Here is a 23,828-nt window from a genome sequence, read left to right on the forward strand (position 1 = left end):
ATCGGTCACGCACTCGCGGCGTCGGTGACGTGGGGCGTTGTCACACCCAGCCGATCGCGCAGGGTGGTGACGTACCAGTTGATGAATGCCTCCACCTGGAACTCCGACGGGCCGTAGGGACCGGGAACGTAGGCGGGACTGCTGATGCCCTGATGTGCGAGCGCGACGAGGTCGGCGTCCTGTTGGTTGGTGGTCTCCCACATGCCGGTGAGATGGTCGAGGTCATAGTCGACACCCTCCTCGGCGTCGCGATGGACCAGCCAGGTGGTGCGAACCAGTGTCTTGTCCGCGGCGACGGGGATCACCGAGAACAGCAGTGCGTGATCGCTCGTCACGTGCAGCCACATGTTGGGCTGCAGGTGCATGGAGAGCCGGCCGAGCTGCGCCTCGGGGATGTCGGTCAACAACCGGCCGCAGGCCGCGGTGCCGTCCAGGGTGAAGGACTCGCCGGCGAGATCGAGAGCTTCTCGCTCGATGTGGAAACCCGTTGGGCGGGTGTCGAGTTGCTCGATCCTGGGGTAGGGGAGCCCCCGCCGATCCCAGATCTCGATCTGCGCCGCGGTGGCCCGCCGGTAGCGATCGAAGACCGGTGCGAGCCGGCTGGGGATGGCGTCGGTGCTGCTGTAGCCCCAGGTGGGGAAGAACACGTTGAGCAGTTCGGGATGCCCGCCGCAGTGGTAGCACTCGCGGTTGTTCTCCATGGCGAGTTTCCAGTTGCCGTTCTCGACGAGGTCGGTTTGTTTGGCCACCTTCGCTTCGGCGAGGCGGTGCGGTGCCAGGTACGGCTCGACGATGCCGACCACCTCGTCGATGTCGTTGGGAGGTTCGTCGGCGAGGCAGATGAACACGAGTCCGGCGATCGTGCGGACGTGGACCGAACGCAGCGAGTAGCAGGACTTGTCGAAGCCGGGCGCCTGCGCGTCGGCGAACTCGAGGCGGCCGTCCATGCCATAGGTCCAGGAGTGATAGCTGCACACGATGGTGCCGGTGGAGCCGTTCGGTTCGGTGAGCAGACGCGCGCCGCGGTGACGGCACACATTGTGATGGGCTCGGACCCGGCCGAGGTCATCGCGCGCGACGATCACCGACCGTGAGCCGAAGGTGATGGTCACGTAGTCGCCGGGCTCGCTGATCTCGGCCTCAGTCGCGACGAAAAGCCAAGACTTGGAGAAGATCTCGTCGAGATCGAGATCGAAGAACTCCTGGCTCACGTAGAACGAGGCGGGCAGGCTCTGGTCCGGTACGCGTTCGGAGATCAGCGTATCCGCGTCGGATGCGGGACCCGGCGCGGTCGTCGGTCCGACGAAGGGTGCGGTCATCGGCGTGGTGGCCTCTCTGCGCGGTCCTCCCGGCCGGGAGATCGGTGGGCGCACAGTCGGATCGGCGTGCAGGCAGACCTGCCGCCGAGGGGCTTGTCGTGGGGGAGTCTTCTGATGTTGCGTGACACGCAACGACGCGCATCGACTGCAACAAGTGTGCGACCAGCGGGTAGCCGTGTCAAGCGATAGGTCTCGCGACAACAACCACACGGGAACAACCACATGGGGAACTGACATTCACGGCGGTTGTAACTCCCGTGGATGTCAGTTCCCGGTGTGGTTGCGACAGGGTGGGTGCGAGGCGGGCCGGGCGGTGTGGTCAGCCCATTGCGCGTAAGAACTCCGCCGCCTCGCGCAACGCCACCCGGGATTCGGGAGCCAGGCGAGGGAACATCTGGAACACGTGCCCTTGCCCGGGCCATTCCTGCAGTCGCACATCGGCGCCCGCCGCTCGCATGACCCGTGCGATGGCGCGCGCATCGTCGCCCATCACCTCGAGCCCACCGACCTGGATCAGCGTGGGCGGCAGCGTCATCGCCTCATCGAGAGTGATGCGCATCCGGGGGTGATCCGGCGTGGTCGAACCTGTGTACAGCTGCAGGATACGTTGGGCCGACACGGCATCGATGACGGGATCGCGGGTGCCCCGCAACTGGTTGGCAACCGCCAGGTCGAAGGTGGGGTCGTAGAGAGGGGAGAACAACACCAGCCCGCGAGGTTGGCCGACACCCCGCCGATGGTTGTCGGCGAGCAGGTCGAGCGCCAGATGACCTCCCGCCGAGTCGCCGCCCACGACGATCTGCTCTGGACGGTAGCCCTGGGCGAGCAGCCAGTGGTACCCGCGGATCGCGTCGTCGCCGGCACTCGGGAACCGATACTCGGGACCGAGGCGGTAGTCCAGGCTGAACGCCGACAACCCGGTCTGCCGCGAGAGTCGGGCGACCAACCCACGGTGAGTGCGCGCCGAGCAGACGACGTACCCGCTGCCGTGCAGGTAGTAGAGAATCCGTGTCTCGGCGGGTCGGTCCGGTCGCGCCGGGCCGCCGTGGGCGCCGACCCACTCGCCGCGCACCTGGCCGTTGGAGACGAACTCGTGCACACGCTCGGCCCGGGTACCGGCCGGGACCGGAGACATCGCCACCAGGGTCCGGTTGACACCGGGGCGCATCGCCGAGATCAGTCGCGGCGATGGGCCGGACCGCCCCATCCCGGCGACCATCAGAGGTTGGGCCACGCGGGCCAGATAGCTGTTGACGGCCCGGGAGCGGAGCGAGCCCGCGCCTCTCGGGCGCCACTGCTGATCGGTTGTCCGTACACTCACAACTCGACGCTAACCCTGTGAGCAGTTTCCGAGGACCATTTCAGGCTCATACGCTGCGCAATCATCACGATTGTGCTATCCGGATTTCGATACTGGGTACCCGCCGTGAGAAAATGGCTGACAATGCTTTCGCGTAAGCAGGGTGGTGCCGGGGAGAACGACTCGACCCGGGTGCGCCGTCAGCAATGGGGCTGACACGGACACCGCCACGTGGCCCACGGACCTCCCAGGTCAGCCCAACGATTCGGGAGGCATCGCCAGGCCGGTGGCGGCGTCGACATGGACAGACGTCACAGTGTCCGTCAATGGACACGAGGGTGAATGCGTGCGCAGCGTCGCGCACACAGTGAGGCGAACTTATGAAGCATGCTCCGGGCCCCATCGGGCTCTATGACCCGGTCAACGAGCACGACTCCTGCGGTGTCGCATTCGTCGTCGACATGCACGGCCGTCGCAGCCGCGACATCGTCGACAAGGCCATCACCGCATTGGTGAACCTGGAACATCGCGGTGCGGCGGGTGCCGAGCCGAACACCGGCGACGGCGCCGGCATCATGATCCAGGTTCCCGACCGCTTCCTGCGGGAAACCGTCGACTTCGAACTGCCCGCGGAGGGCTCGTATGCCACCGGCATCGCCTTCCTGCCGCAGGGCTCCGAGGACGCCCGCGTCGCCACCGAGGGCGTCGAGAAGATCGTCGAGGCCGAGGGGCTGACCCTGCTCGGCTGGCGCGAGGTGCCCACCAACGAGAACTCGCTGGGTGCGCTCGCGCGCGATGCGATGCCGACGTTCCGGCAGGTGTTCATCGCCGGCGCCGAGGGTATGGACCTGGAGCGCCGCGCGTTCGTCGTGCGCAAGCGGGTGCAAGCCGAGCTGGGCACCAAGGGTGCCGGCGCGGACGGCCCGGGCCGTGAGACCGTCTACTTCCCCAGCCTGTCGGGTCAGACCTTCGTCTACAAGGGCATGCTGACCACGCCGCAGCTGCGTGAGTTCTACCTGGACCTGCAGGACTCGCGTGTCGAGAGCGCGCTCGGACTCGTGCACTCGCGATTCTCCACCAACACCTTCCCGTCCTGGCCGCTGGCGCATCCGTTCCGGCGCGTCGCCCACAACGGCGAGATCAACACCGTCACCGGCAACGAGAACTGGATGCGGGCGCGCGAGGCGCTGATCGACGCGAGTGCATTCGGCGATTCGGATGTGGCCGACAAGATCTTCCCGACCTGCACCCCGGGTGCCTCGGATACCGCGCGGTTCGACGAGGTGCTCGAACTGCTGCACCTCGGTGGCCGCAGCCTGCCGCATGCCGTGCTGATGATGATCCCGGAGGCCTGGGAGCGGCACGAGTCGATGAAGCCGGCGCACCGTGCGTTCTACGAGTACCACTCGGCGCTCATGGAGCCCTGGGACGGACCGGCGTCGGTGTGCTTCACCGACGGCACTGTCGTCGGCGCCGTGCTCGACCGCAACGGTCTGCGGCCGAGCCGCATCTGGGTCACCAAGGACGGCCTCGTGGTGATGGCGTCGGAGGTCGGCGTCCTCGACATCGATCACGCCGACGTGGTGCAGAAGATGCGCCTGCAGCCGGGCCGCATGTTCCTGGTGGACACTGCCGCCGGCCGCATCGTCGACGACGAGGAGATCAAGGACGAACTCGCCGCCGAGCACCCCTACCAGGAGTGGCTCGACCAGGGCCTCGTGCACATCGACGACGTCGCGGCACTCCCGCACGTGCACATGGCGCACGAGCGCGTCGCCCTGCGCCAGCAGGTCTTCGGCTACACCACCGAGGAACTCAACCTGCTGGTGGCGCCGATGGCCAAGACCGGTGCCGAGGCGATCGGCTCGATGGGTACCGACACCCCGATCGCGGTGCTCTCGGCCCGTCCGCGCATGCTGTTCGACTACTTCCAGCAGATGTTCGCCCAGGTCACCAACCCGCCGCTGGACGCCATCCGCGAGGAGGTCGTCACCAGCGTCGGCGGCACCATCGGCCGTGAGGCCGACCTGTTGCACCCGGGACCGGAGTCCTGCCGGCAGATCGTGCTGCCCGAACCGGTGCTCGACAACGACACCCTGGCCAAACTGGTCAACGTCGGCGACAACGGCGACCTGCCGGACTTCCGCAGCGCACACATCCACGGCCTCTACGAGGTCTCCGAGGGTGGTGCAGGCCTGCGCCGTGCCCTCGACGAGATCCGCACCAAAGTCAGCGCCGCCATCGAAGACGGCGTGTCGATCATCGTGCTGTCGGATCGGGAGTCCGACGAGAAGCTCGCCCCGATCCCGTCGCTGCTGCTGACCTCGGCCGTGCACCATCACCTGGTGCGCGAGCGCAAGCGCACCCAGGTCGGGCTGGTGGTCGAGTCCGGTGACTGCCGCGAGGTCCACCACATCGCCGCGCTGGTCGGCTTCGGTGCCGCCGCGGTCAACCCGTACATGGCCTTCGAGTCCATCGAGGACATGGTCGAGCGGGGCGTACTCGGCGACATCGACTTCGCCACCGCCAAGAAGAACTACATCAAGGCCGGCGGCAAGGGTGTTCTCAAGGTGATGTCCAAGATGGGCATCTCCACCCTGGCCTCCTACACCGGTGCCCAGCTGTTCCAGGTCATCGGCCTCTCGCAGGAGACCGTCGACGAGTTCTTCACCGGACTCAACAGCCAACTCGGCGGCATCGGCCTCGACGAGATCGCCGACGATGTGGCCACCCGCCACCGGCTGGCCTTCACCGACCGGCCCAGCGAGCGAGCTCACCGCGAACTCGAGGTCGGCGGCGAATACCAGTGGCGCCGCGAAGGCGAGTATCACCTGTTCAACCCGGACACGGTGTTCAAGTTGCAGCACTCCACCCGCACCGGTCAGTACAAGGTGTTCAAGGAGTACACCAAGCTCGTCGACGACCAGTCGTCGAAGATGGCCTCGCTGCGCGGCCTGTTCGACTTCAACTTCGGTGACCGCGACCCGATCCCGATCGACAAGGTCGAACCGGCCAGCGAGATAGTCAAGCGCTTCTCCACCGGCGCGATGAGCTTCGGCTCCATCTCGGCCGAGGCGCACGAGACCCTCGCCATCGCGATGAACCGCCTGCAGGGGCGGTCCAACTCGGGCGAGGGCGGCGAGGATCCGCGCCGCTTCCACCACGATGAGAACGGCGACTGGCGACGCAGCGCGATCAAGCAGGTCGCGTCGGGCCGATTCGGGGTCACCTCGCACTATCTGACCAACTGCACCGACATCCAGATCAAGATGGCCCAGGGCGCCAAGCCCGGCGAGGGCGGACAGCTCCCGCCGCACAAGGTGTACCCGTGGGTCGCCGAGGTGCGCGGCTCCACGCCGGGCGTCGGCCTCATCTCGCCGCCGCCGCATCACGACATCTACTCGATCGAGGATCTCGCACAGCTGATCCACGACTTGAAGAACGCCAACCCGCAGGCCCGGATTCACGTGAAACTGGTCTCCGAGGTGGGTGTGGGCACCGTCGCCGCGGGCGTGTCCAAGGCGCACGCCGACGTGGTGCTCATCTCGGGCCACGACGGCGGCACCGGCGCGACCCCGCTGACGTCGATGAAGCATGCCGGCGCCCCCTGGGAGATCGGTCTGGCCGAGACCCAGCAGACGTTGCTGCTCAACGGACTTCGTGACCGCATCGTCGTCCAGGTGGACGGTCAGCTCAAGACCGGCCGCGACGTGGTGGTGGCCGCACTGCTCGGTGCCGAGGAGTACGGCTTCGCCACCGCACCGCTGGTGGTGTCGGGCTGCATCATGATGCGCGTGTGCCACCTCGACACCTGCCCGGTGGGTGTGGCGACGCAGAATCCGTTGCTGCGTGAACGGTTCACCGGCAAACCGGAGTTCGTGGAGAACTTCTTCATGTTCATCGCCGAGGAGGTGCGGGAACTGCTGGCACGTCTGGGCTTCCGCACCCTGCAGGAAGCGGTCGGACACGTCGAGGCGCTCGACACCACCAAGGCGCTGTCGCACTGGGGCTCGGCGAAGGCCGGCAAGCTCGATCTGTCGTCGGTGCTCGCGATGCCCGAGTCCCCGTTCATGAACCAGGACCTCTACTGCTCGGGTGTGCAGGATCATTCGCTGGACAAGGCACTCGACCAGCAACTGATCGCACAGAGCCGGGAAGCCATCGACAGCGGCACCCGGGTCTCGTTCAGCTCCAAGATCACCAACGTCAACCGGACCGTCGGCACCATGCTCGGCCACGAGGTCACCAAGGCCTATGGCGCGCATGGTCTTCCGGACGGCACCATCATGATCGACTTCACCGGATCGGCCGGCAACAGCTTCGGTGCGTTCGTGCCCAAGGGCATCACGCTGCGACTCGAGGGTGACGCCAACGACTTCGTCGGCAAGGGCCTGTCCGGTGGGCGACTGGTGGTCCGTCCGGCCCGCAATGCACCGGAAGGATTTGTCGCCGAGAACAACATCATCGCCGGCAACGTCATCGGATTCGGCGCCACCGGTGGCAAGATCTTCTTGCGCGGTGTAGTCGGCGAACGCTTCTGCGTTCGTAACTCCGGTGCGACCGCGATCGTCGAGGGTGTCGGCGACCACGGCTGCGAGTACATGACCGGCGGGCGCGTGGTGGTCCTCGGTGACACCGGCCGCAACTTCGCCGCCGGCATGTCGGGCGGCATCGCCTACGTATACGACCCGTACGGCAAGCTCGGCGACAACCTGAACACCGAACTCGTCGACCTCGAGGAGCTCGACGACGAGGACATCGCGTTCCTGTACGGCATCGTCGAAGAGCACCGCGCCGAGACCGATTCACCCGTCGCAGCCGCGGTACTCGCCGATTGGGAGAACAACAAGGACAAGTTCTCCAAGGTGATGCCGCGCGATTACAAGAAGGTGTTGCTCGCGATCGAGAACGCCGAGCGATCCGGACGAGACGTGAACGAAGCGATCATGGAGGCCGCACGTGGCTGACCCCAGAGGATTTCTCAAGCACACCGAGCGGGAGTTGCCCGACCGGCGGCCGGTCGAGCTGCGACTGCTGGACTGGAAAGAGGTATACACCGACTTCGACAAGAAGGAACTGCAGACGCAGGCAAGCCGCTGCATGGACTGCGGTATACCCTTCTGCCACAACGGCTGCCCGCTGGGGAACCTGATTCCCGAGTGGAACGACCTGGTCTACAACGACCGGTGGCGCGACGGAATCGAGCGGCTGCACGCGACCAACAATTTCCCGGAGTTCACCGGGCGGCTGTGCCCGGCGCCGTGTGAGGCGTCGTGCGTGCTGGGTATCAACCAGCCCGCCGTGACCATCAAGCAGGTGGAGGTCGAGCTCATCGACAACGCCTTCGAGAACGGTTGGGTCGCCCCGGTGCTGCCGACGGAGAAGACCGGCAAGTCGGTTGCCGTCATCGGCTCCGGCCCGGCCGGACTCGCCGCCGCCCAGCAGATGACCCGCGCCGGACACGACGTGACACTGTTCGAGCGGGCCGATCGCATCGGCGGGCTGCTGCGCTACGGCATCCCCGAGTTCAAGATGGAAAAGCGCCACATCGATCGCCGGCTGGCGCAGATGGAGGCAGAGGGCACCGTCTTCAAAACCGGTGTGAACGTGGGCGTCGACGTCACCGTCGAGCAGTTGCGCGCCGACTTCGACGCGGTGATCCTGGCCAACGGCTCCACCATCGGCCGTGATCTGCCGATCCCGGGCCGCGAACTCGACGGCATCCATCAGGCGATGGAGTTCCTCCCGCAGGCCAACCGGGTGCAGCTCGGCGACACCGTCGAGGGCCAGATCTCCGCCAAGGGCAAGAAGGTCGTCATCATCGGCGGCGGCGACACCGGCGCCGACTGCCTGGGTACCTCGCTGCGCCAAGGCGCCGAGATCGTGCACCAGTTCGAGATCATGCCCAAGCCGCCGATCGAGCGTGCCGAGTCCACGCCGTGGCCGACCTACCCGCTGATGTACCGCGTGTCGTCGGCGCACGAGGAGGGCGGCGAGCGCGTCTACTCGGTCAACACCGAGGAGTTCATCGGCAGCGACGGCAAGGTCACCGCCCTCAAGGCCCACGAGGTCGTCATGCGCGACGGTCGCTTCGAGAAGGTCGAGGGCAGCGAGTTCGAGCTGGAATGCGACCTGGTGCTCTTCGCGATGGGCTTTGTCGGGCCCGAACGCGGCGACCTGCTCGACAAGATGGGCGTCGAATACGACCAGCGCGGCAACATCAAGCGCGACGACGATTTCGCGGCCATCGGGCAGGACGGAGTCTTCGTGGCCGGTGACGCCGGGCGTGGCCAGTCGCTGATCGTGTGGGCGATCGCCGAGGGGCGCTCGGCGGCCGCGGCAGCCGACGCCTACCTCGCCGGCCGCTCGGACCTGCCGGCGCCGATCGTGCCCACCCAGGTGGCGCAGCGCTGAGCTCAGACGCATGAGAAGTGCCGCGGGTGGGTATCCATCCGCGGCACTTCTCGATTGTGCGGCTTTACACTGAAGCGCCATCCGACGCCGCAGTCGACAATTTGACGACACCGCGCCCTGGGCCGCTCCTGATGTGGTGAACTGATGGCAAGGTGGTTAGATGTCCCCACCGCTGGGGGCACCTGCACGACCGACAGGATTGCCATGACCACTCTGCCCGCGGATGCGGTGGTGGATCGACGCACCAGGCCCAAGGACCGCAAGCAACGAATCCTCATCAAGGCGGCAGAACTCTTCCGCGCCTCGGGGTACGCCGCGGTCGCGATGAGCGACATCGCTGCGGGAGTCGGTATCGGGCCCAGCGCGCTGTACCGGCACTATCGCAACAAACAGGAACTCCTGCTCGCCGCGTTCGACCAGGCCTTGTGTCGTTACGAGGAGGCGGTACGTGGCGTCGATGACCCGTTCGAGGTCGCGCGCAACGTGGTCGGTATCGCGGCTCAATCCCAAACCCTCGACGCGCTCTGGAGCCGCGACAAGGGCCACGTCGGCCCCGTGGCACGAAGCGAGCTGCGGGTGCGCATCGTCGAGGTGTCCGAGACGATTGCCGCCGCCATCGCGAAGGACGCGCCGCCGGATGCGGTCCCTGCCGACGCCGCCGCATGGTCGATCCTGGCCATGGTGAATTGGCCGGGACATCGGCCGCTACCGGTGCCGCCCGGCGACCGGGACCGCGTGTTGTCTGCGGCAGTGCGCGCCGCGGTGGAATGCGCGCGTCGGCCTGACTCGTCACCCGACATGGCGCCTCGGGTCACCGACCTGCCGGTGCCGATGGATCCGGGCGCCGGACTGCTGCCCGTCGCACGCCGCGAGGCCGTGTTGAACGCGGCCATCACCATGTTCGCGGTGCACGGGTACAGCAACGTCAGCCTCGATGACATCGGCGACGTCGTCGGCATCGCCGGCCCGAGTGTCTACAATCACTTCAGCAGCAAGCGTGAACTCCTGGCATGCGGCCTCGACCGCGCCGTCGCGGCGATGTGGCTGGAGCTGGGACAGGTGTTGTCGCGCAGCGTGGACGCCGCCCAGGCGCTCGACGACCTGCTGGCCTGTTACGCGCGTTTCGCGCAGGCACACTGGGATCTCATCGCGGTCAGCCTGTCGCACTCCGTAGCCCTCGACGACGAGGCCCTGCTGGCATTGGCGCGGGCCTACCAGGACTACGTCGGCGAGTGGCGCCGGCTGGTGCAGGCGTGCCGGCCCGAACTGCGGTCCGACGAAGCCCACGCCCTGGTGGAATTGGCGTTGGCAGTGATCAACGGTGTGGTGCGCGTGGACAACCTACGTGGACCGGCCCTGCCTGGCCATGCACAACTACTGGCCAAAGCGGTGCTGAACGCACCGCTGCCCGTCTGAGAACTTCCGGTCGCGACGCGGGATCAGCGCGAGGCCAGCACTCTGGTCATCTGAGTCGGCACGGTGTCGGCGAGTCGCTGGAAGGCGAGTTGCGCGATCGGGTCGGCGAGGCGGGCCAGGCCGTTGAACTCCACATGCGCCCGATAGGTGATGACCGTCGAGGTGGCGTTCTCGGCGCGGAAGCTCAGGTCGTCGACCGATGTCGCGGTCTTGTTGCGGCCGGTGAACACGAGGTGATCGGGTGCATCCGCGGTCAATTCGTAGGTCAGCGTCGTCGACATACCGAACAACTTGCTCTCGTTGTGCCAGCGGGTGCCCTCGTTGACCGGGTCCGTGCCGATCTGCTCACACGTCTGGGTGCCCGGGTCCCATTCGACGGCGTTGGCGAAGTCGCGCAGGTAGGCGACGACCTCGTCGCGGGGACGCGGCACGGTGAAGGTGCGGGAGACATCGACCATGGTCACTCCTTGTTGCGCGATCGACGCGCGGCGTCGGTGGGGGTTGTCGTAGGAGTATTCGGCGCGACCCGAGACCGCGGATGGGTCAGTAGACTCGGGCCCGCGAGATTCGGGTTGCAGGGCCCCGGTTCCGGCGGCACCGGGCGGGTGAGGGAGGGACGACGATGCGGTTGCGCGCGTTGATGATCTGGTTGACCACAGTCGTGTCGGCGATCGGCGCCACGGTGGCCATCACGGCTCCGGCGGCCGGCGCACCGCAAGGCTGCCCGAAGCTCTACGTGCTGGCGATACCGGGTACCTGGGCCGACGGCACGAACCCCGGGATTCTGGGGGATGTCACCGCGGGCCTCGGTGCCGAGACCGCCGTGCAGTTCGTCGGCTACGACGCCACGGCATTCCCCTGGGAGAAGGCGGTGTACGGCAAGTCGAAGGCACAGGCCGTCGCCAACACCACCGGCTTGGCGCGGACCATGCTCAACCGCTGCCCGCGCACCCGCATTGCGGTTGTCGGCTACAGCCAGGGCGCCGACGCTGCCGGCGACTTCGCCTCCGAGGTCGGCACCGGGCGCGCGGCGATCCGCCCCAGCGCAGTCGCGGGTGTGGTGCTGATCTCCGATCCGCGCAGATCTGCACGCGACAACCTCGTCGGCCCGCCCCTGCGCGGGGAGGGCAGCGGGGGACCGCGGCTGGACGGCATGGGGTGGGTGTCGCCGCGTGCATTCACCATCTGCGAGCCCGGCGACCTCTACTGCAACGTGCCGCAGGATTACTTCCTCACCCGCATCGTCGGCTACCTCGCGGAGACCAGCGACCCCACGCCGAGCCAGATCGGCCAGTACCAGGCAGAAGCCGGGGCGATCATCACCGAACTCCTCACCCTGGGCGGGCCCGGCAAGATCGTCGAGGAACTCAGCAATGCGCGGGCCCGCGAGCAGATCACCTCGTTCAATCGCTTCCTGCAGTCGGGTGCGCACAGCAACTACGCCACATTTAAGGTTCGGCCGGGTGTGACGGCAGTCCAGTGGGCACACAACCATCTCGCCCGACTGGCGTGATCCGGGTGTGAGATGGTCTGGTTCGTCCGTCGGTCGTACCCAGCTGTGTTTCTGCTCACAAATTTTCGCCTGTCGCTACCGAATTCGTAACGATTCCGATGCGATGATCGACGTACAGACAGCAACGGCTTTACCTTGACGGCCCGGCGGCAGGGTCTGAGTGTGGCGAAGACAACGTCTGTTGAACGCGCTATATCGCTTGGGCCGAGCCCGTCGACCGACTAAAGTAAGCCGAGTTCGACACCATGAAGAGCGAGTCCACGGTAGTAAAGCAGGGAAGTGATTGGTCATGAGGTTGTCCAATACATCCTCCGGTCCACGCCGCCAAGCCAGGCTGAGTTCGATCACCGGTCGATTCGGCCGTGCGCGATCCGCTCGTTCGTTTCCCGCCGAGGCGGAACGCCTGATCACCCCGGCCGAACTGCGCCGTCTGCAGGCCTGACGGACACCTCTGTCAGCCGCGGGTCACCCGGCAGATCTGGCCACCGAGTTCCACCACGTCACCGCGCGTGAGCTGGCGCCCACGCCGCGTCTCCACCTCGCCGTTGACCGACACGTCGCCGTCGGCGATCACTTCTTTCGCCTCGGCGCCCGAGTCGATGAGGTTGGCCAACTTCAGAAACTGGCCCAACCGGATCGACTCGTCGCGGATGGGCACCTCGTCGATATCGGATCCGTCCACGGTCCACATATTGCCCAACCTCGGCCAGATGGGCGAGCCCGCCCCGTAACGTTTAGCCATGACGTTGGACATCCCGCGGACTCCGGCGCCGGACGAGGTCGTCGCCGAACCCGTACACGAGCCATCGGCCGCCGAGCGGCGGTCGCGAGATCTGCTCGAGCGCATCCGTTCACCGCGGGGCTTCGGCCAAGCTGCGCCACGCATCGCCGGGACGGTGCTGGGCATCATGGCCGCCGTCTCCTTGCTGTCGAGCCTGTTCCCGTGGTTCCGCCGGCTCATCCACGTGCCGCGCGACTATCTCGACACCTTCGTCATCACCCTGCCGGACACCAGTTTCGCGTGGGCATTCGTGCTGGGGCTGATGGCGTTCGCCCTGTCCATGCGCAAGCGGATCGCCTGGTGGATCTGCGTGGTGTATCTGACGCTGTACGCGGTGGGCAACGCGATCTATCTGGTGCCCGCTCTCGCCGACGATCTGTCGGTGACCGGTACCGACCGGATCAACCTCTGGATCGGCATCATCGTGGATCTGGCCGCACTGGCCTATCTGATCCTCACTTATCGGCAGTTCTACACCCGCGTGCGTCGGGGCGCGTTGCTGCGGGCGCTCGGTGTGCTGGTGGCCGGACTCGTCATCGGCAGTCTGCTCGGCTGGGCGCTGGTGTGGATCTTCCCGCACACCCTGACCCGCGCTGACCGGCTGCCGTACGCGATCAATCGGGTGGTCGCCTTCGGGTCGGTTGATCAGGAACCCGCATTCGAAGGCCGGCACGCGCTGGCGCCGGTGAACGGACTGCTGGGCCTGTTCGGTGCGCTCGCGCTGATCGCCGCGGCGATGGTTTTGTTCCGCTCGGTCAGGCTGAAATCACTGATCACCGCCGACGACGAGCGACTGATCCGTGCCCAGATCGCCGCCTTCAATGACGATGACTCGCTCGCCTACTTCTCCACCCGCCGCGACAAGGCGGTGGTGTTCGCGCCGAACGGCCGCGCGGCGGTCACCTACCGGGTGGAGGTGGGTGTGGGTTTGGCCGGTGGAGACCCCATCGGTGACCCCGATTCATGGGGCGAGGCCATCGCCGAGTTCCTCGCGCTGTGTGAGCGCTACGGGTGGCATCCGGCCGCTATGGGAACCAGCAGTCGGGGGGCCGCCGCCTACGACGCCGCCGGATTCGGGTCGCTGAACATCGGTGACGAGGCGATCATCCCGACCCGTGGCTTCAGCATCAACGGGCCGGCGATGAAAGCGGTCCGCCAAGCGGTCACACGTACCAAACGGGCCGGAATCACCATTCGCATCCGCCGGCACGCCGAGATCTCCACAGACTCGAACGACGGGAAGCCGTCGGAGATGGCGCAGATGATCGCGCGGGCCGACGCCTGGCGCGACACCGACGAGGAACGCGGATTCGCGATGGCGTTGGGCCGACTCGGCGATCCGCTCGACGGGGACTGTCTGCTCGTCGAAGCCGTGGAGAACGCCGGCACCGACCACGAGAAGGTGGTCGGCATGTTGTCCTTCGTGCCGTGGGGCCGCACCGGCGTCTCGCTGGATGTGATGCGCCGCGACCGTGGTGCGGTCAACGGTCTCGTCGAGACGATGGTGACCGAACTCGCCCGCGAGTCCGAGCAGTACGGCGTCACCGAGATCTCCCTCAACTTCGCGGCCTTCCGCGCGTTCTTCGAACACGGCGCCGACATCGGGGCCGGCCCGGTGATGCGCGCGACCTACTCGGTGCTGATGTTCGGCTCGAAGTTCTTCCAGATGGAGTCGCTGTACAAGTCCAATGCGAAGTACCGGCCGGAATGGCGGCCACGCTTTCTGTGCTACGAGGACAACCGAATGATGCCGCGGGTCGCGCTCGCCGCGATCGTCACCGAGGGTTTCGTCCGGCTGCCGCGATTCGGTCGTGCGCGGCACTACACCGAGGGCCGCTCGGCCATTCCCGCCGGTGTCGACCTCGACGAGCTGATCGCCGAACTGGCCGACGAGTCCGTCGTGGGTGCGATCGAGGTACATCGGCCCGAACAGGTGCGGGTGCGCCTGGCCAAGTTGGATCGGTTGACCGAGCAGGGGTTTGATCCGTACCCACCCGCCGATGCACCGACGCACACCATCGCGCAGGCCGTCGCGGCACCGGAAGGCACCACGGTGACCATCGCCGGACGTGTCACCCGACTGCGTGACTTCGGCAAGGTGGCCTTCGCCGACGTGCACGACTGGTCCGGGCAGGTGCAGGTGCTGGTCGAGGCGAACGCGGTGATTCCGGGCACGCCGGACTTCGGCTCCGACGTCGACCTCGGTGATCTGATCGAGGCCCGCGGTGTGGTGGGCCGGAGCCGGTCCGGTGAACTGTCGATCCTCATCGACGCGTGGCGGTTCAACGGCAAGTGCCTGCGGCCGTTGCCCGACAAGTGGAGCGGCCTCACCGATCCAGAGGCGCGCGTGCGGCAACGCTACGTGGATCTCGCCATCAATTCGCGCAGCCGCGAGTTGTTGAACACCCGCAGCGTGGTGGTGAAGTCGATGCGCGACTTCCTCGCGGCGCGTGGCTATCTCGAGGTGGAGACACCGATCCTGCAGCAGATCCACGGCGGGGCCAACGCGACACCGTTCCAGACGCACATCAATGCCTATGACCTCGACCTGTACCTGCGGATCGCACCGGAGCTGTACCTGAAGCGGCTCTGTGTGGGTGGGGTGGAGAAGGTGTTCGAGATCGGCCGCAACTTCCGCAACGAGGGTGTCGACTTCAGTCACAATCCGGAGTTCACCAGCCTGGAAGCCTATGAGGCACACAGCGATTACCGCAAGATGCTCGACCTCACCCGCGAGATGATCCAGCACGCCGCGACCGCCGCCTACGGTGAACCGGTGATCGTGCGCCGCGACGACGACGGTAACGAAGAACGCGTCGACATCTCCGGGCAGTGGCCGGTGCGCACCGTGCACGAGGTGGTCTCCGACGGTGCGGGTGAGGAGGTGACACCCGAGACAACGGTGGAGACGCTGCGGGCGATCTGCGATCGCCTCGACATCGCCTATCGGCCCGACTGGGACGCTGGCCAGGTGGTGCTGGAGCTCTACGAGCATCTCGGCGAAGATCGGACCACCTTCCCGACCTTCTACACTGACTTCCCGACATCGACGTCGCCGCTGACGCGAGCCCACCGGACGATCCCGGGTGTCGCCGAACGCTGGGACCTGGTGGCGTGGGGTGTCGAATTGGGTACCGCCTACACCGAGCTCACCGATCCCGTCGAGCAACGCAGTCGGTTGACCGCGCAGTCGGTGCTCGCCGCGGGTGGCGATCCGGAGGCGATGGAACTCGACGAGGACTTTCTGCAGGCCCTCGAGTACGCGATGCCGCCGACCGGTGGCCTCGGTGTCGGCGTGGATCGTGTGGTCATGCTCATCACCGGCCAGTCGATTCGGGAATCGTTGGCGTTCCCGTTGGCCAAGCCGCAGGGCTACTGACCCCGATGCCCGACGGCCCGGATGGTGGCGACCGCGCGGGGATCGTCATCCCCGTCGGAGGCCATCGACTTCATGTGATCGACGAGGGCGAGGGCCTGTCGGTTCTGCTGATGGCCGCATTGGGCAGCAATTGGTTCGACCTCGATGCGTTGACGGTGCGGTTGCTCCGACAGGGCTTTCGAGTGATCCGATACGACCGCCCGGGCTACGGCCTGTCGAGTCCGCGGCCGCCGGACGAGATGCCGGGTCTGCTCGACGAGGTCGACCGGATGCGGATGGTGCTCGACGCGGTAGGCGTCGGCGGGCCGGTCCTGATCGTCGGTCACTCGCTGGCATCGCTGTACGTCGAAGCGTTCGGGCGGGTGTATCCGGAGCGTTCGGCCGGACTCGTGATGGTGGACGGGTCGTTCGTCCTGGCGCCGTGGCGGGTGGTGCCGGCGAGGTGGGGCGTGCGGGCTGCCCACCGAGCCGTACGGGTGGCGCAATCGGTGACCGCGGCGATGGGTGTCCATCGGTGGCCCAGCGCAGGTGTCTGGACCCTGGTCGTGCCACCTCCGCCGGAGGGATTCACCGACGACCAGCGGCGGTGGGCCGGCCGGGTTTTCGGGCAGCCGCGGTTCATGACGGCGTTGCTGGCGGAGAATGCAGTCTTCGCCACGATGGATCGTGATCTCCGCGACTTGCGCCGCACTCATCAGTTGCCGGACGTACCGATCGACGTGGTGGTCGCGTCGCCTCGGATGCCCGGGTGGCGGCACTTCTGGGAGTGGAAACAACGGCGCTATGCCCAGACGCTGATCACCGCCGCGGGCGTCGAGGCGCACGTCGACGTCATCAGCCCGGCCCGGCATTTCGTCGTCTCCCAACGTCCCGACGAGGTCGCCGCGATCATCGGTCGGATGGCGGGTGGGTAGCAGCGGAATCGCCGCCGGTGCACACGTGCGCCGACGCTACCGCGCGAGCGCGCGCACCGCGGCCGGGTTGCGGTAACTGTGGCTGTCCGTCACACCTAATTGCATGGCTGCCTAAACTGGTGGCCATGACCGAACTGACCTTCACGCCGACCGCCGACCTCGTGGACGAGATCGGCGACCTCGTGCGCAGCTGCGACACCCAGTTCACCCAGTACGGCGGCAACCGTGAGTTCGTCGGCCGAGTGACCACGGTCAAGTGCTTCCAGGACAACGCGCTGCTCAAGTCGATCCTGGGTGAGTCGAACCCGGGCGGTGTGCTCGTCATCGACGGCGCCGAATCCGTGCACACCGCGCTCGTCGGCGACATCATCGCCGAACTCGGCCGCTCCAACGGTTGGGTCGGGATCATCGTCAATGGAGCGATCCGCGACGCCAAGGCGATCGGCGAGATGGAGATCGGGGTCAAAGCGCTGGGCACCAACCCGCGCAAGTCCACCAAAACCGGAGTTGGTGAGCGCGACATCGCGCTGTCCATCGGTGGTGAGACCTTCCACCCCGGCGACATCGTCTACTCCGACGACGACGGGATCGTCATCGTCGAGAGCGCCGAGCCTGCCGAGACCGCCGAGTCCGACACCACCGAAAGCTGAGGGACCCGCCATGCCGAAGCCCACCCCCGACTACTTCCGGCGATTGGCCGAGCTCGTCGCGATCGACGACGCCGGCGCCCGCCCTACCCGACCGGTGCTGGAGGCGTTCAGCGGCGCCGAGATGGCGACCATCCCCGTCGGTACCGCCGACGACCTGGAGACCGCGGTCGCCCGTGCGCGCAGTGCGCAGCAGGGGTGGGCCACCCAGACGCCGCAGCAGCGTGCCGAGGTACTCAACCGCTTCTCCGATCTGGTGTACCGCAACGCCGCCGAGCTGATGGACATCGCGCAGGCCGAAACCGGCAAGGCGCGCATCTACGCGCAGGAAGAGGTGATGGACGTCGCGCTGACCGCGCGGCATTACGCCACCACCGGACCCAAGACGCTGGCCGAGCGCAAGGTCAAGGGGATGCTGCCAGGTGCAACCAGTGTGCGGGTGCGCTATCAGCCCAAGGGCATCGTCGGCGTCATCAGCCCGTGGAACTACCCGCTCACCCTGGCGGTCTCCGACGCGGTCGCCGCGTTGATCGCGGGCAACGGTGTGGTCATCAAACCGGACAGCCAGACGCCGTACTGTGCGTTGGCCGTCGCCGACCTGCTGTACCAGGCAGGTTTGCCGCGTGAGCTGTTTGCCGTGGTACCCGGGCCGGGCAGCGTGGTGGGGCAGGCGATCGTGGCCACCACCGACTACGTCATGTTCACCGGATCGTCGGCGACGGGCGCCTCGCTGGCCGAGCAGGCCGGGCGCCGACTGATCGGCTTCTCTGCCGAGCTCGGCGGCAAGAACCCGATGATCGTGACCGCCGACGCCGACATCGACAAGGCCGTCGAAGGGGCGGCGCGCGCCTGCTACTCGAACTCGGGTCAGCTGTGCATCTCCATCGAACGCCTGTATGTCGATAAAGAGATCGCCGACGAATTCACCACCAAGTTCGCGGCGTATGTGTCGGCGATGAAGCTCGACGCCACCTATGACTTCTCCGCCGACATGGGATCACTCGCGTCGGCGGCGCAGGTCGACACCGCCGAGGCCCACGTGCGCGATGCGGTTGAGAAGGGCGCCACGGTGGTCGCCGGCGGGCGACGTCGCGCCGACCTCGGCCCGTTCTTCTTCGAGCCGACGGTGCTCACCGGCGTCTCCGACGAGATGACCTGCTTCGCTGACGAGACCTTCGGTCCGGTCGTCTCGATCTATCCGGTCGACTCCACGGACGAAGCCGTCAAACTCGCCAATGCGACGCAGTACGGACTCAACGCGTGCGTCTTCGCCGGCAGCAGCGCCGAAGCCAACGCGATTGCCGACCAGTTGCGGGCCGGCACGGTCAACATCAACGAGGGCTACGCCGCGGCGTGGGGTTCCACCGCCGCACCAATGGGCGGCATGGGCATCTCGGGTGTCGGCCGACGCCACGGCGAGGAGGGCATCCTCAAGTACACCGAGCCGCAGACCGTCGCCGAGCAGCGCTTCGTCGGCATCGACCGCGCGCCCGGCATCCCGAAGGGCATCTACCGCGCCGTCACGCCGTACGCCGTGCGCGCGCTGAAATACCTGCCGGGCCGGTAGGTTAGCCCGCGCGTCGCAGTCCTTCCCCCGGGTATCGCTACTTCCGCCGGTGGCAGCTGGGGGAGGAAACGATACCCGGGGGAGGAACCTCGGATCGGGCGTGCGTTATGCGGCGCGACGGCGAGCTCCCGGGTTACGGTGATCCGGTGACCGGCCGACGAGCACGCCCCCTCCTGACCCGCGTTGCGATCATCGCCGGGACCGTCGGAACTCTCGTCGCCGGGTTGTGCACGGCCGGGCAGGCCGACGCCGCTCCGCCGTTGACGGTGTCGCAGGTCGCATCTGGCCTCGACCATCCGTGGGATCTCGCGGTCGCACCCGACGGTGTCATCCTCACTGGCGAGCGCACGGGACAGTTCGTGGCGGTGATGACCGACGGTCGGCGACAAGATGTTCGCGCGGACCTTTCCAAGCTGTTCGCGGTCAAAGAGGCCGGGCTGATGGGGTTGGCACTCGACCCGCAATTCTCCGACACCCGGCGCGTCTACTCCTGTCAGGCCGAAACCACCGCCGGTGCCGCCGTCAGCATCCCCGGATCGGTGGCCAATCTGCCTCTCCCCTGGCCGAACACCGGACAGGTGGTCAACATCGTCTCGTGGCGGGTCAGCGCCGATTGGACGACGATGGTGCGCGAACGAACCGTGCTCACGGGCATTCCGGTCAATGCCTCCGGTCGCCACGCAGGGTGCGGTCTCACCGCAGCGGCCGACGGATCGCTGTGGATCGGCACCGGTGACAATGCGATCCCGACCAATCCGCAGGATCCGAACTCGTTGGGTGGCAAGGTTCTGCACATCCGACCGGATGGCAAACCGGCCGCGGGTAACCCTGATCCGGCCAGTCCGGTGTTCACGCTGGGGCACCGAAACGTGCAGGGCGTTGCCGTACAGCCAGGAACCGGCCGCGTCTATGCGATCGAACAGGGCACCGACGCCGACGATGAGCTCAATCTCCTGCGCGCCGGCGGCAATTACGGGTACAAGCCGGACCGGGCCCCGTTCATCTACGACGAGTCGGTGCCCATGACAGATCCGACCCGGGTCCCCGGCGCGGTGGGGCCGGTGTGGAGTTCGGGGTATCCGACGATCGCTACTCCTGCCTTGGCTTTTCTGCCCGACGACGGGTGGGGCTCCCTCGACGGCGCAGTCGTCATCTCCGCGCAGAAAGGAAAGCACCTGCTGTTCGTCACACTCGACGAAGCAGGCAACCGAGTGGTCCGCAGCAGCAAGGCAATCCAAGACACCTATGGGCGTCTTCGAGGGCTGGCCATCGACGCTGACGGGTCACTGTTGGTGAGCACCGACAACGGGGGGGACGACCGCATCCTCCGAGTGCGGCTCGCGGACTGACGAGGAGACGCAATGTGTGACGACGAAGTGGTTCGCTCGGCGCATGACGAAGCCCGTCGCTTCTCACGTCGCACGGCGCTGCGTATGACTGCGGGTGCTGCGGCCGGAACTGCCGGCACCGCTGCCATCGGTGCGGCGGCGGGACCGGCCGCGGCGGCTCCGACTGGACGCGTCGTCGACCTGACACACGTGTTGTCGGCCGGTTTCCCACTGTGGCCGGGGAGCGCGCCCGTGGTGTCACTACCGACATCGCACGTGGGGCCGGGGAACCGCGGGTATGCGACGAGATGGATGTCGTTCTCCGAACATTCCGGAACTCACGTCGATGCACCTGCGCACAAAATCGGCGACGGCATCACCGTCGATCGGATAGCCGCGCGCGATCTGGTGGCGCCGTTGGCGGTGATCGACATTTCGGCACGGGCGCGAACGGATCGGCGTACCACGTTGACAGCGAGGGACATCGCTTCCTATGAATCGAGGCACGGACGAATCCCCCGTCGTGCCCTGGTTGCATTGCACAGCGGGTGGCAGCCACATGGAGGCGGCGTGGATGCACCAGGCTTCGACGCCGACGCGGTGTCGATGTTGGTCGAGGAACGCGGCGTCGTCGCGATCGGCACCGACACACTCAGCATCGATGTGATGGACGCAGTCGGGGCGCACACCGCCATCCTGGGTGCAGGCCGATACGCCGTGGAGGCGATGGCCAACCTGTCGTCGGTGCCGGCGGCCGGCGCCACCGTCGTCGTGGGCGCGCCCCGCTTCGCCGGCGGCACCGGTGGCCCCGCTCGGGTGCTCGCGCTCGTCTGATCCGCTGAGCCGGTCGGTTCCTCCCCCGGGTATCGCTACTTCCGCCGGTTGCAGTGGGGGGAGGAAACGATACCCGGGGGAGGAACCACCGAGTCGGCGGCGTTCAGCGGCGTTCACAGGGTTCTCCCAGCCGGCTTCCAGGGGCGCGGGAGGGCCGGGGCCCAGTGTGGGATCAACACATTCGACACAGGAGGACCCGAATGACCACAGCCTTGGAGCGACGCGGGCTGGAACGACCGGGGGCATCGACGCCCGGTGAGCCACCACCCCCGGCGGGCGGCCGTCGCCGCCGCGTCGCCGACCGACCTCGACCCACACGCGCCGTCCGGTGGAGCCCGTACGCACTGACCGCGCTGCTCGTCTCCACCGCCGTGCTCTATCTGTGGAACCTCTCCGCCAGCGGATACGCCAACACGTTCTATGCGGCGGCGGCACAGGCGGGCTCGCAGAGCTGGACCGCGTGGTTCTTCGGATCTCTCGACTCCGCCAACTTCATCACCGTCGACAAGCCCCCGGCCTCGCTGTGGGTGACCGGGCTGTCAGTGCGGTTGTTCGGGATGAACAGCTGGGCCGTGCTGGTACCGCAAGCGCTGATGGGGGTGGCCGCTGTGGCGCTGCTGTACTGCGCGATGCGCCGCACCTTCGCCGACCCGCGTCACGGCACGGCCGCGGGCCTGATCGCCGGTGGCGTGCTCGCCTTCACCCCGGCAGCGGCGCTGATGTTCCGGTTCAACAATCCGGACGCGCTGCTGGTGCTGCTGATGGTCGCGGCCGGCTACGCCCTGATCCGCGCGATTGCCACCAACTCGGGCCGATGGTTGGCGCTGGTCGGTGTCGCGCTCGGCTTCGCTTTCCTCACCAAGATGCTGCAGGGCCTGCTCGTACTCCCCGCCTTCGGACTGGCCTACCTGATGTTCGCGAACACCGGCTGGATCAGGCGCATCGGCCACCTGATCGGTGCGACCGTGGCGTTGATCGTCTCGGCGGGCTGGTTCGTGCTCGCAACGATCCTGGTGCCGGCATCGGCTCGCCCGTACATCGGCGGCTCCACCGACAACACCTTCATGGACCTCGTATGGGGATACAACGGCGTCGGTCGCATCAGCGGTGGCTCCGGTGGCGGAGGCGGCATGGGCGGCGGCCAGGCGGGCGGTTCGTTCGGCGGCTCGACCGGACTCAACCGACTGTTCAGTTCGGAGATGGGCAACGAGATCTCCTGGCTGCTCCCGGTTGCGTTGCTGGCCTTGGTGTTCGCGGCCTACTTGATGGTCCGTAGCTTCCCGATCTTCCGATCGACCGGCGGTATCAGCCGCGTCGAAGGCGGAGCAATCGTCGCCTGGGGTGGTTGGCTCCTGGTCACCGGACTCATCTTCAGTTTCATGAGCGGCACCATCCACCCGTACTACACGGTGGCGTTGGCGCCCGCCATCGCCGCGCTCGTCGGCATGGGTGGGGTATTCGCCTGGCGACGCCGTAGCAAGTGGGACGGTCGCCTCGCTCTCGCCGGGATGATCGGACTCGCCGCGGCCTGGTCCATCGTCTTGCTGAACCGCAACGACTTCGGGCCCGTGTGGTGCCGGTGGCTGATCGGCGCGGTCGCCGCCATCAGCATCGTCGCCCTGCTGGTCGGCAGCGTGATGGCGTGGCGAAAAGTGGTCGCCGGCGCGGTGATCGCCGGTGCGCTCGCCGGATTCGGTGGCACCGCGGCCTTCTCGATCGCCACAGCCGCGACCCCGCACAGCGGGTCCATCCCGAACGCGGTGCAGACCTCGATGGAATCAGGTGGCATGGGTGGACCGGGCGGCGGAATGGGCGGCTCGGGTGGTGGCAACCCGCCGACCGGCGCGGCGGATGGACAGACGACTCCCGACGGCGCGACCCAGAACGGCGCAGCCCAAGACGGCACGACTCAAGACGGCACGACTCAAAACGGCGCAAGGCAGAGCGCTGCGCAGGACGGCACCACTCAGGACGGCGGCCGCGGCGGGGCCGGTGGACCCGGCGGAATGGGTGACATCTCCTCGAACACCGAACTCGTGGAACTGCTGACCTCCACCGACACCACCTGGTCGGCCGCGACCAACGGCTCCCAGTCGGCGGCGGGCATCGAGATCGCCACCGGCACAGCGGTGATGGCCATCGGTGGGTGGAGCGGTGACCCGGCGCCCACACTGGAGCAGTTCATCGAGTACGTGCACGATGGCAAGATCGCCTACTACATCGGCGGCGGTCAGGGTGGCCCCGGCGGCAACTCCGAGATCGCCGAGTGGGTGGCGCAGAACTACACGGCCACCACGGTCGGCGGCACCACGGTGTACCAGCTGACCTGACCCACCGGAAGTCGATCGCCCGCGACGCAACCGCGCCGCGGGCGATCTGCTGCCCACCGCTCGGCAGGTAGGGTCGGTGCCATTCC

General features: G+C 67.1%; 16 protein-coding genes. 12 read left to right on the top strand and 4 right to left on the bottom strand.

Annotated features, from left to right (window positions below; genetic code table 11):
* Nucleotides 1-5: 5 nt before the first annotated feature.
* Both L1892_RS20905 and L1892_RS20910 read right to left on the bottom strand, forming a co-directional pair.
* Nucleotides 6-1,319 carry an aromatic ring-hydroxylating oxygenase subunit alpha gene (locus L1892_RS20905; protein WP_235725647.1) on the bottom strand — a complete coding sequence of 438 codons (1,314 nt, stop codon included), beginning with the start codon at nt 1,317-1,319 and terminating at the stop codon, nt 6-8.
* Between the two features lie 319 nt (nt 1,320-1,638).
* Nucleotides 1,639-2,640, bottom strand: coding sequence for an alpha/beta hydrolase (locus L1892_RS20910; protein ID WP_235725648.1), 1,002 nt, complete (start codon nt 2,638-2,640; stop codon nt 1,639-1,641).
* 359 nt (nt 2,641-2,999) lie between these two features.
* Here L1892_RS20910 and gltB point away from each other — a divergent pair, with 359 nt between their 5' ends.
* The 3 genes from gltB to L1892_RS20925 all read left to right on the top strand — a co-directional run bounded on the left by gltB (nt 3,000) and on the right by L1892_RS20925 (nt 10,449).
* Nucleotides 3,000-7,586, top strand: a complete 4,587-nt coding sequence (gltB, locus tag L1892_RS20915) for a glutamate synthase large subunit (RefSeq protein ID WP_235725649.1) — start codon at nt 3,000-3,002, stop codon at nt 7,584-7,586.
* Nucleotides 7,579-9,033, top strand: a complete 1,455-nt coding sequence (locus L1892_RS20920; protein ID WP_235725650.1) for a glutamate synthase subunit beta — start codon at nt 7,579-7,581, stop codon at nt 9,031-9,033. Before gltB ends, L1892_RS20920 begins: the two co-directional genes overlap by 8 nt.
* 204 nt (nt 9,034-9,237) lie before the next feature.
* Entirely contained in the window at nt 9,238-10,449 is a 1,212-nt protein-coding gene (locus L1892_RS20925) for a TetR/AcrR family transcriptional regulator (protein ID WP_235725652.1), read from the top strand.
* Nucleotides 10,450-10,472: 23 nt separating this feature from the next.
* Here the strand turns inward: L1892_RS20925 and L1892_RS20930 are convergent, their stop codons facing one another.
* Complete coding sequence (locus tag L1892_RS20930; RefSeq protein ID WP_235725653.1) at nt 10,473-10,907, bottom strand: SRPBCC family protein; 435 nt, start codon at nt 10,905-10,907, stop codon at nt 10,473-10,475.
* Between the two features lie 164 nt (nt 10,908-11,071).
* Here L1892_RS20930 and L1892_RS20935 point away from each other — a divergent pair, with 164 nt between their 5' ends.
* Both L1892_RS20935 and L1892_RS20940 read left to right on the top strand, forming a co-directional pair.
* A complete protein-coding gene (locus L1892_RS20935) occupies nt 11,072-11,962 on the top strand; it encodes a cutinase family protein (protein ID WP_235725655.1) in 891 nt (296 codons plus the stop codon).
* A 289-nt stretch (nt 11,963-12,251) separates the two neighbouring features.
* The gene (locus tag L1892_RS20940) at nt 12,252-12,404 is read left to right on the top strand and encodes a hypothetical protein (RefSeq protein WP_235725657.1); all 153 of its coding nucleotides are present in this window, start codon (nt 12,252-12,254) and stop codon (nt 12,402-12,404) included.
* 12 nt (nt 12,405-12,416) lie between these two features.
* Here the strand turns inward: L1892_RS20940 and L1892_RS20945 are convergent, their stop codons facing one another.
* The gene (locus L1892_RS20945) at nt 12,417-12,644 is read right to left on the bottom strand and encodes an RNA-binding S4 domain-containing protein (RefSeq protein WP_235725659.1); all 228 of its coding nucleotides are present in this window, start codon (nt 12,642-12,644) and stop codon (nt 12,417-12,419) included.
* Between the two features lie 58 nt (nt 12,645-12,702).
* Here L1892_RS20945 and lysX point away from each other — a divergent pair, with 58 nt between their 5' ends.
* The 7 genes from lysX (at nt 12,703) to L1892_RS20980 (ending at nt 23,742) form a co-directional block, all read left to right on the top strand.
* Complete coding sequence (gene lysX, locus L1892_RS20950) at nt 12,703-16,122, top strand: bifunctional lysylphosphatidylglycerol synthetase/lysine--tRNA ligase LysX (RefSeq protein WP_235725663.1); 3,420 nt, start codon at nt 12,703-12,705, stop codon at nt 16,120-16,122.
* A gap of 5 nt (nt 16,123-16,127) precedes the next feature.
* The gene (locus L1892_RS20955) at nt 16,128-17,036 is read left to right on the top strand and encodes an alpha/beta fold hydrolase (protein ID WP_235725664.1); all 909 of its coding nucleotides are present in this window, start codon (nt 16,128-16,130) and stop codon (nt 17,034-17,036) included.
* Between the two features lie 125 nt (nt 17,037-17,161).
* Nucleotides 17,162-17,686 carry a ribonuclease E activity regulator RraA gene (rraA, locus tag L1892_RS20960; protein ID WP_235725665.1) on the top strand — a complete coding sequence of 175 codons (525 nt, stop codon included), beginning with the start codon at nt 17,162-17,164 and terminating at the stop codon, nt 17,684-17,686.
* A gap of 10 nt (nt 17,687-17,696) precedes the next feature.
* Nucleotides 17,697-19,250: a succinic semialdehyde dehydrogenase gene (locus tag L1892_RS20965; RefSeq protein ID WP_235725666.1), complete on the top strand. Its 1,554-nt coding sequence runs from the start codon at nt 17,697-17,699 to the stop codon at nt 19,248-19,250.
* A 146-nt stretch (nt 19,251-19,396) separates the two neighbouring features.
* Nucleotides 19,397-20,599 (top strand): PQQ-dependent sugar dehydrogenase, encoded by a 1,203-nt coding sequence (locus L1892_RS20970; protein ID WP_372475354.1) that lies wholly within the window; start codon nt 19,397-19,399, stop codon nt 20,597-20,599.
* A 12-nt stretch (nt 20,600-20,611) separates the two neighbouring features.
* Nucleotides 20,612-21,412: a cyclase family protein gene (locus L1892_RS20975; RefSeq protein WP_235725667.1), complete on the top strand. Its 801-nt coding sequence runs from the start codon at nt 20,612-20,614 to the stop codon at nt 21,410-21,412.
* A 200-nt stretch (nt 21,413-21,612) separates the two neighbouring features.
* The gene (locus L1892_RS20980) at nt 21,613-23,742 is read left to right on the top strand and encodes an ArnT family glycosyltransferase (RefSeq protein ID WP_235725668.1); all 2,130 of its coding nucleotides are present in this window, start codon (nt 21,613-21,615) and stop codon (nt 23,740-23,742) included.
* Nucleotides 23,743-23,828 lie beyond the last annotated feature (86 nt).

It is taken from the genome of Gordonia tangerina, from assembly GCF_021556435.1.
Classification (GTDB): Bacteria; Actinomycetota; Actinomycetes; order Mycobacteriales; family Mycobacteriaceae; genus Gordonia; species Gordonia tangerina.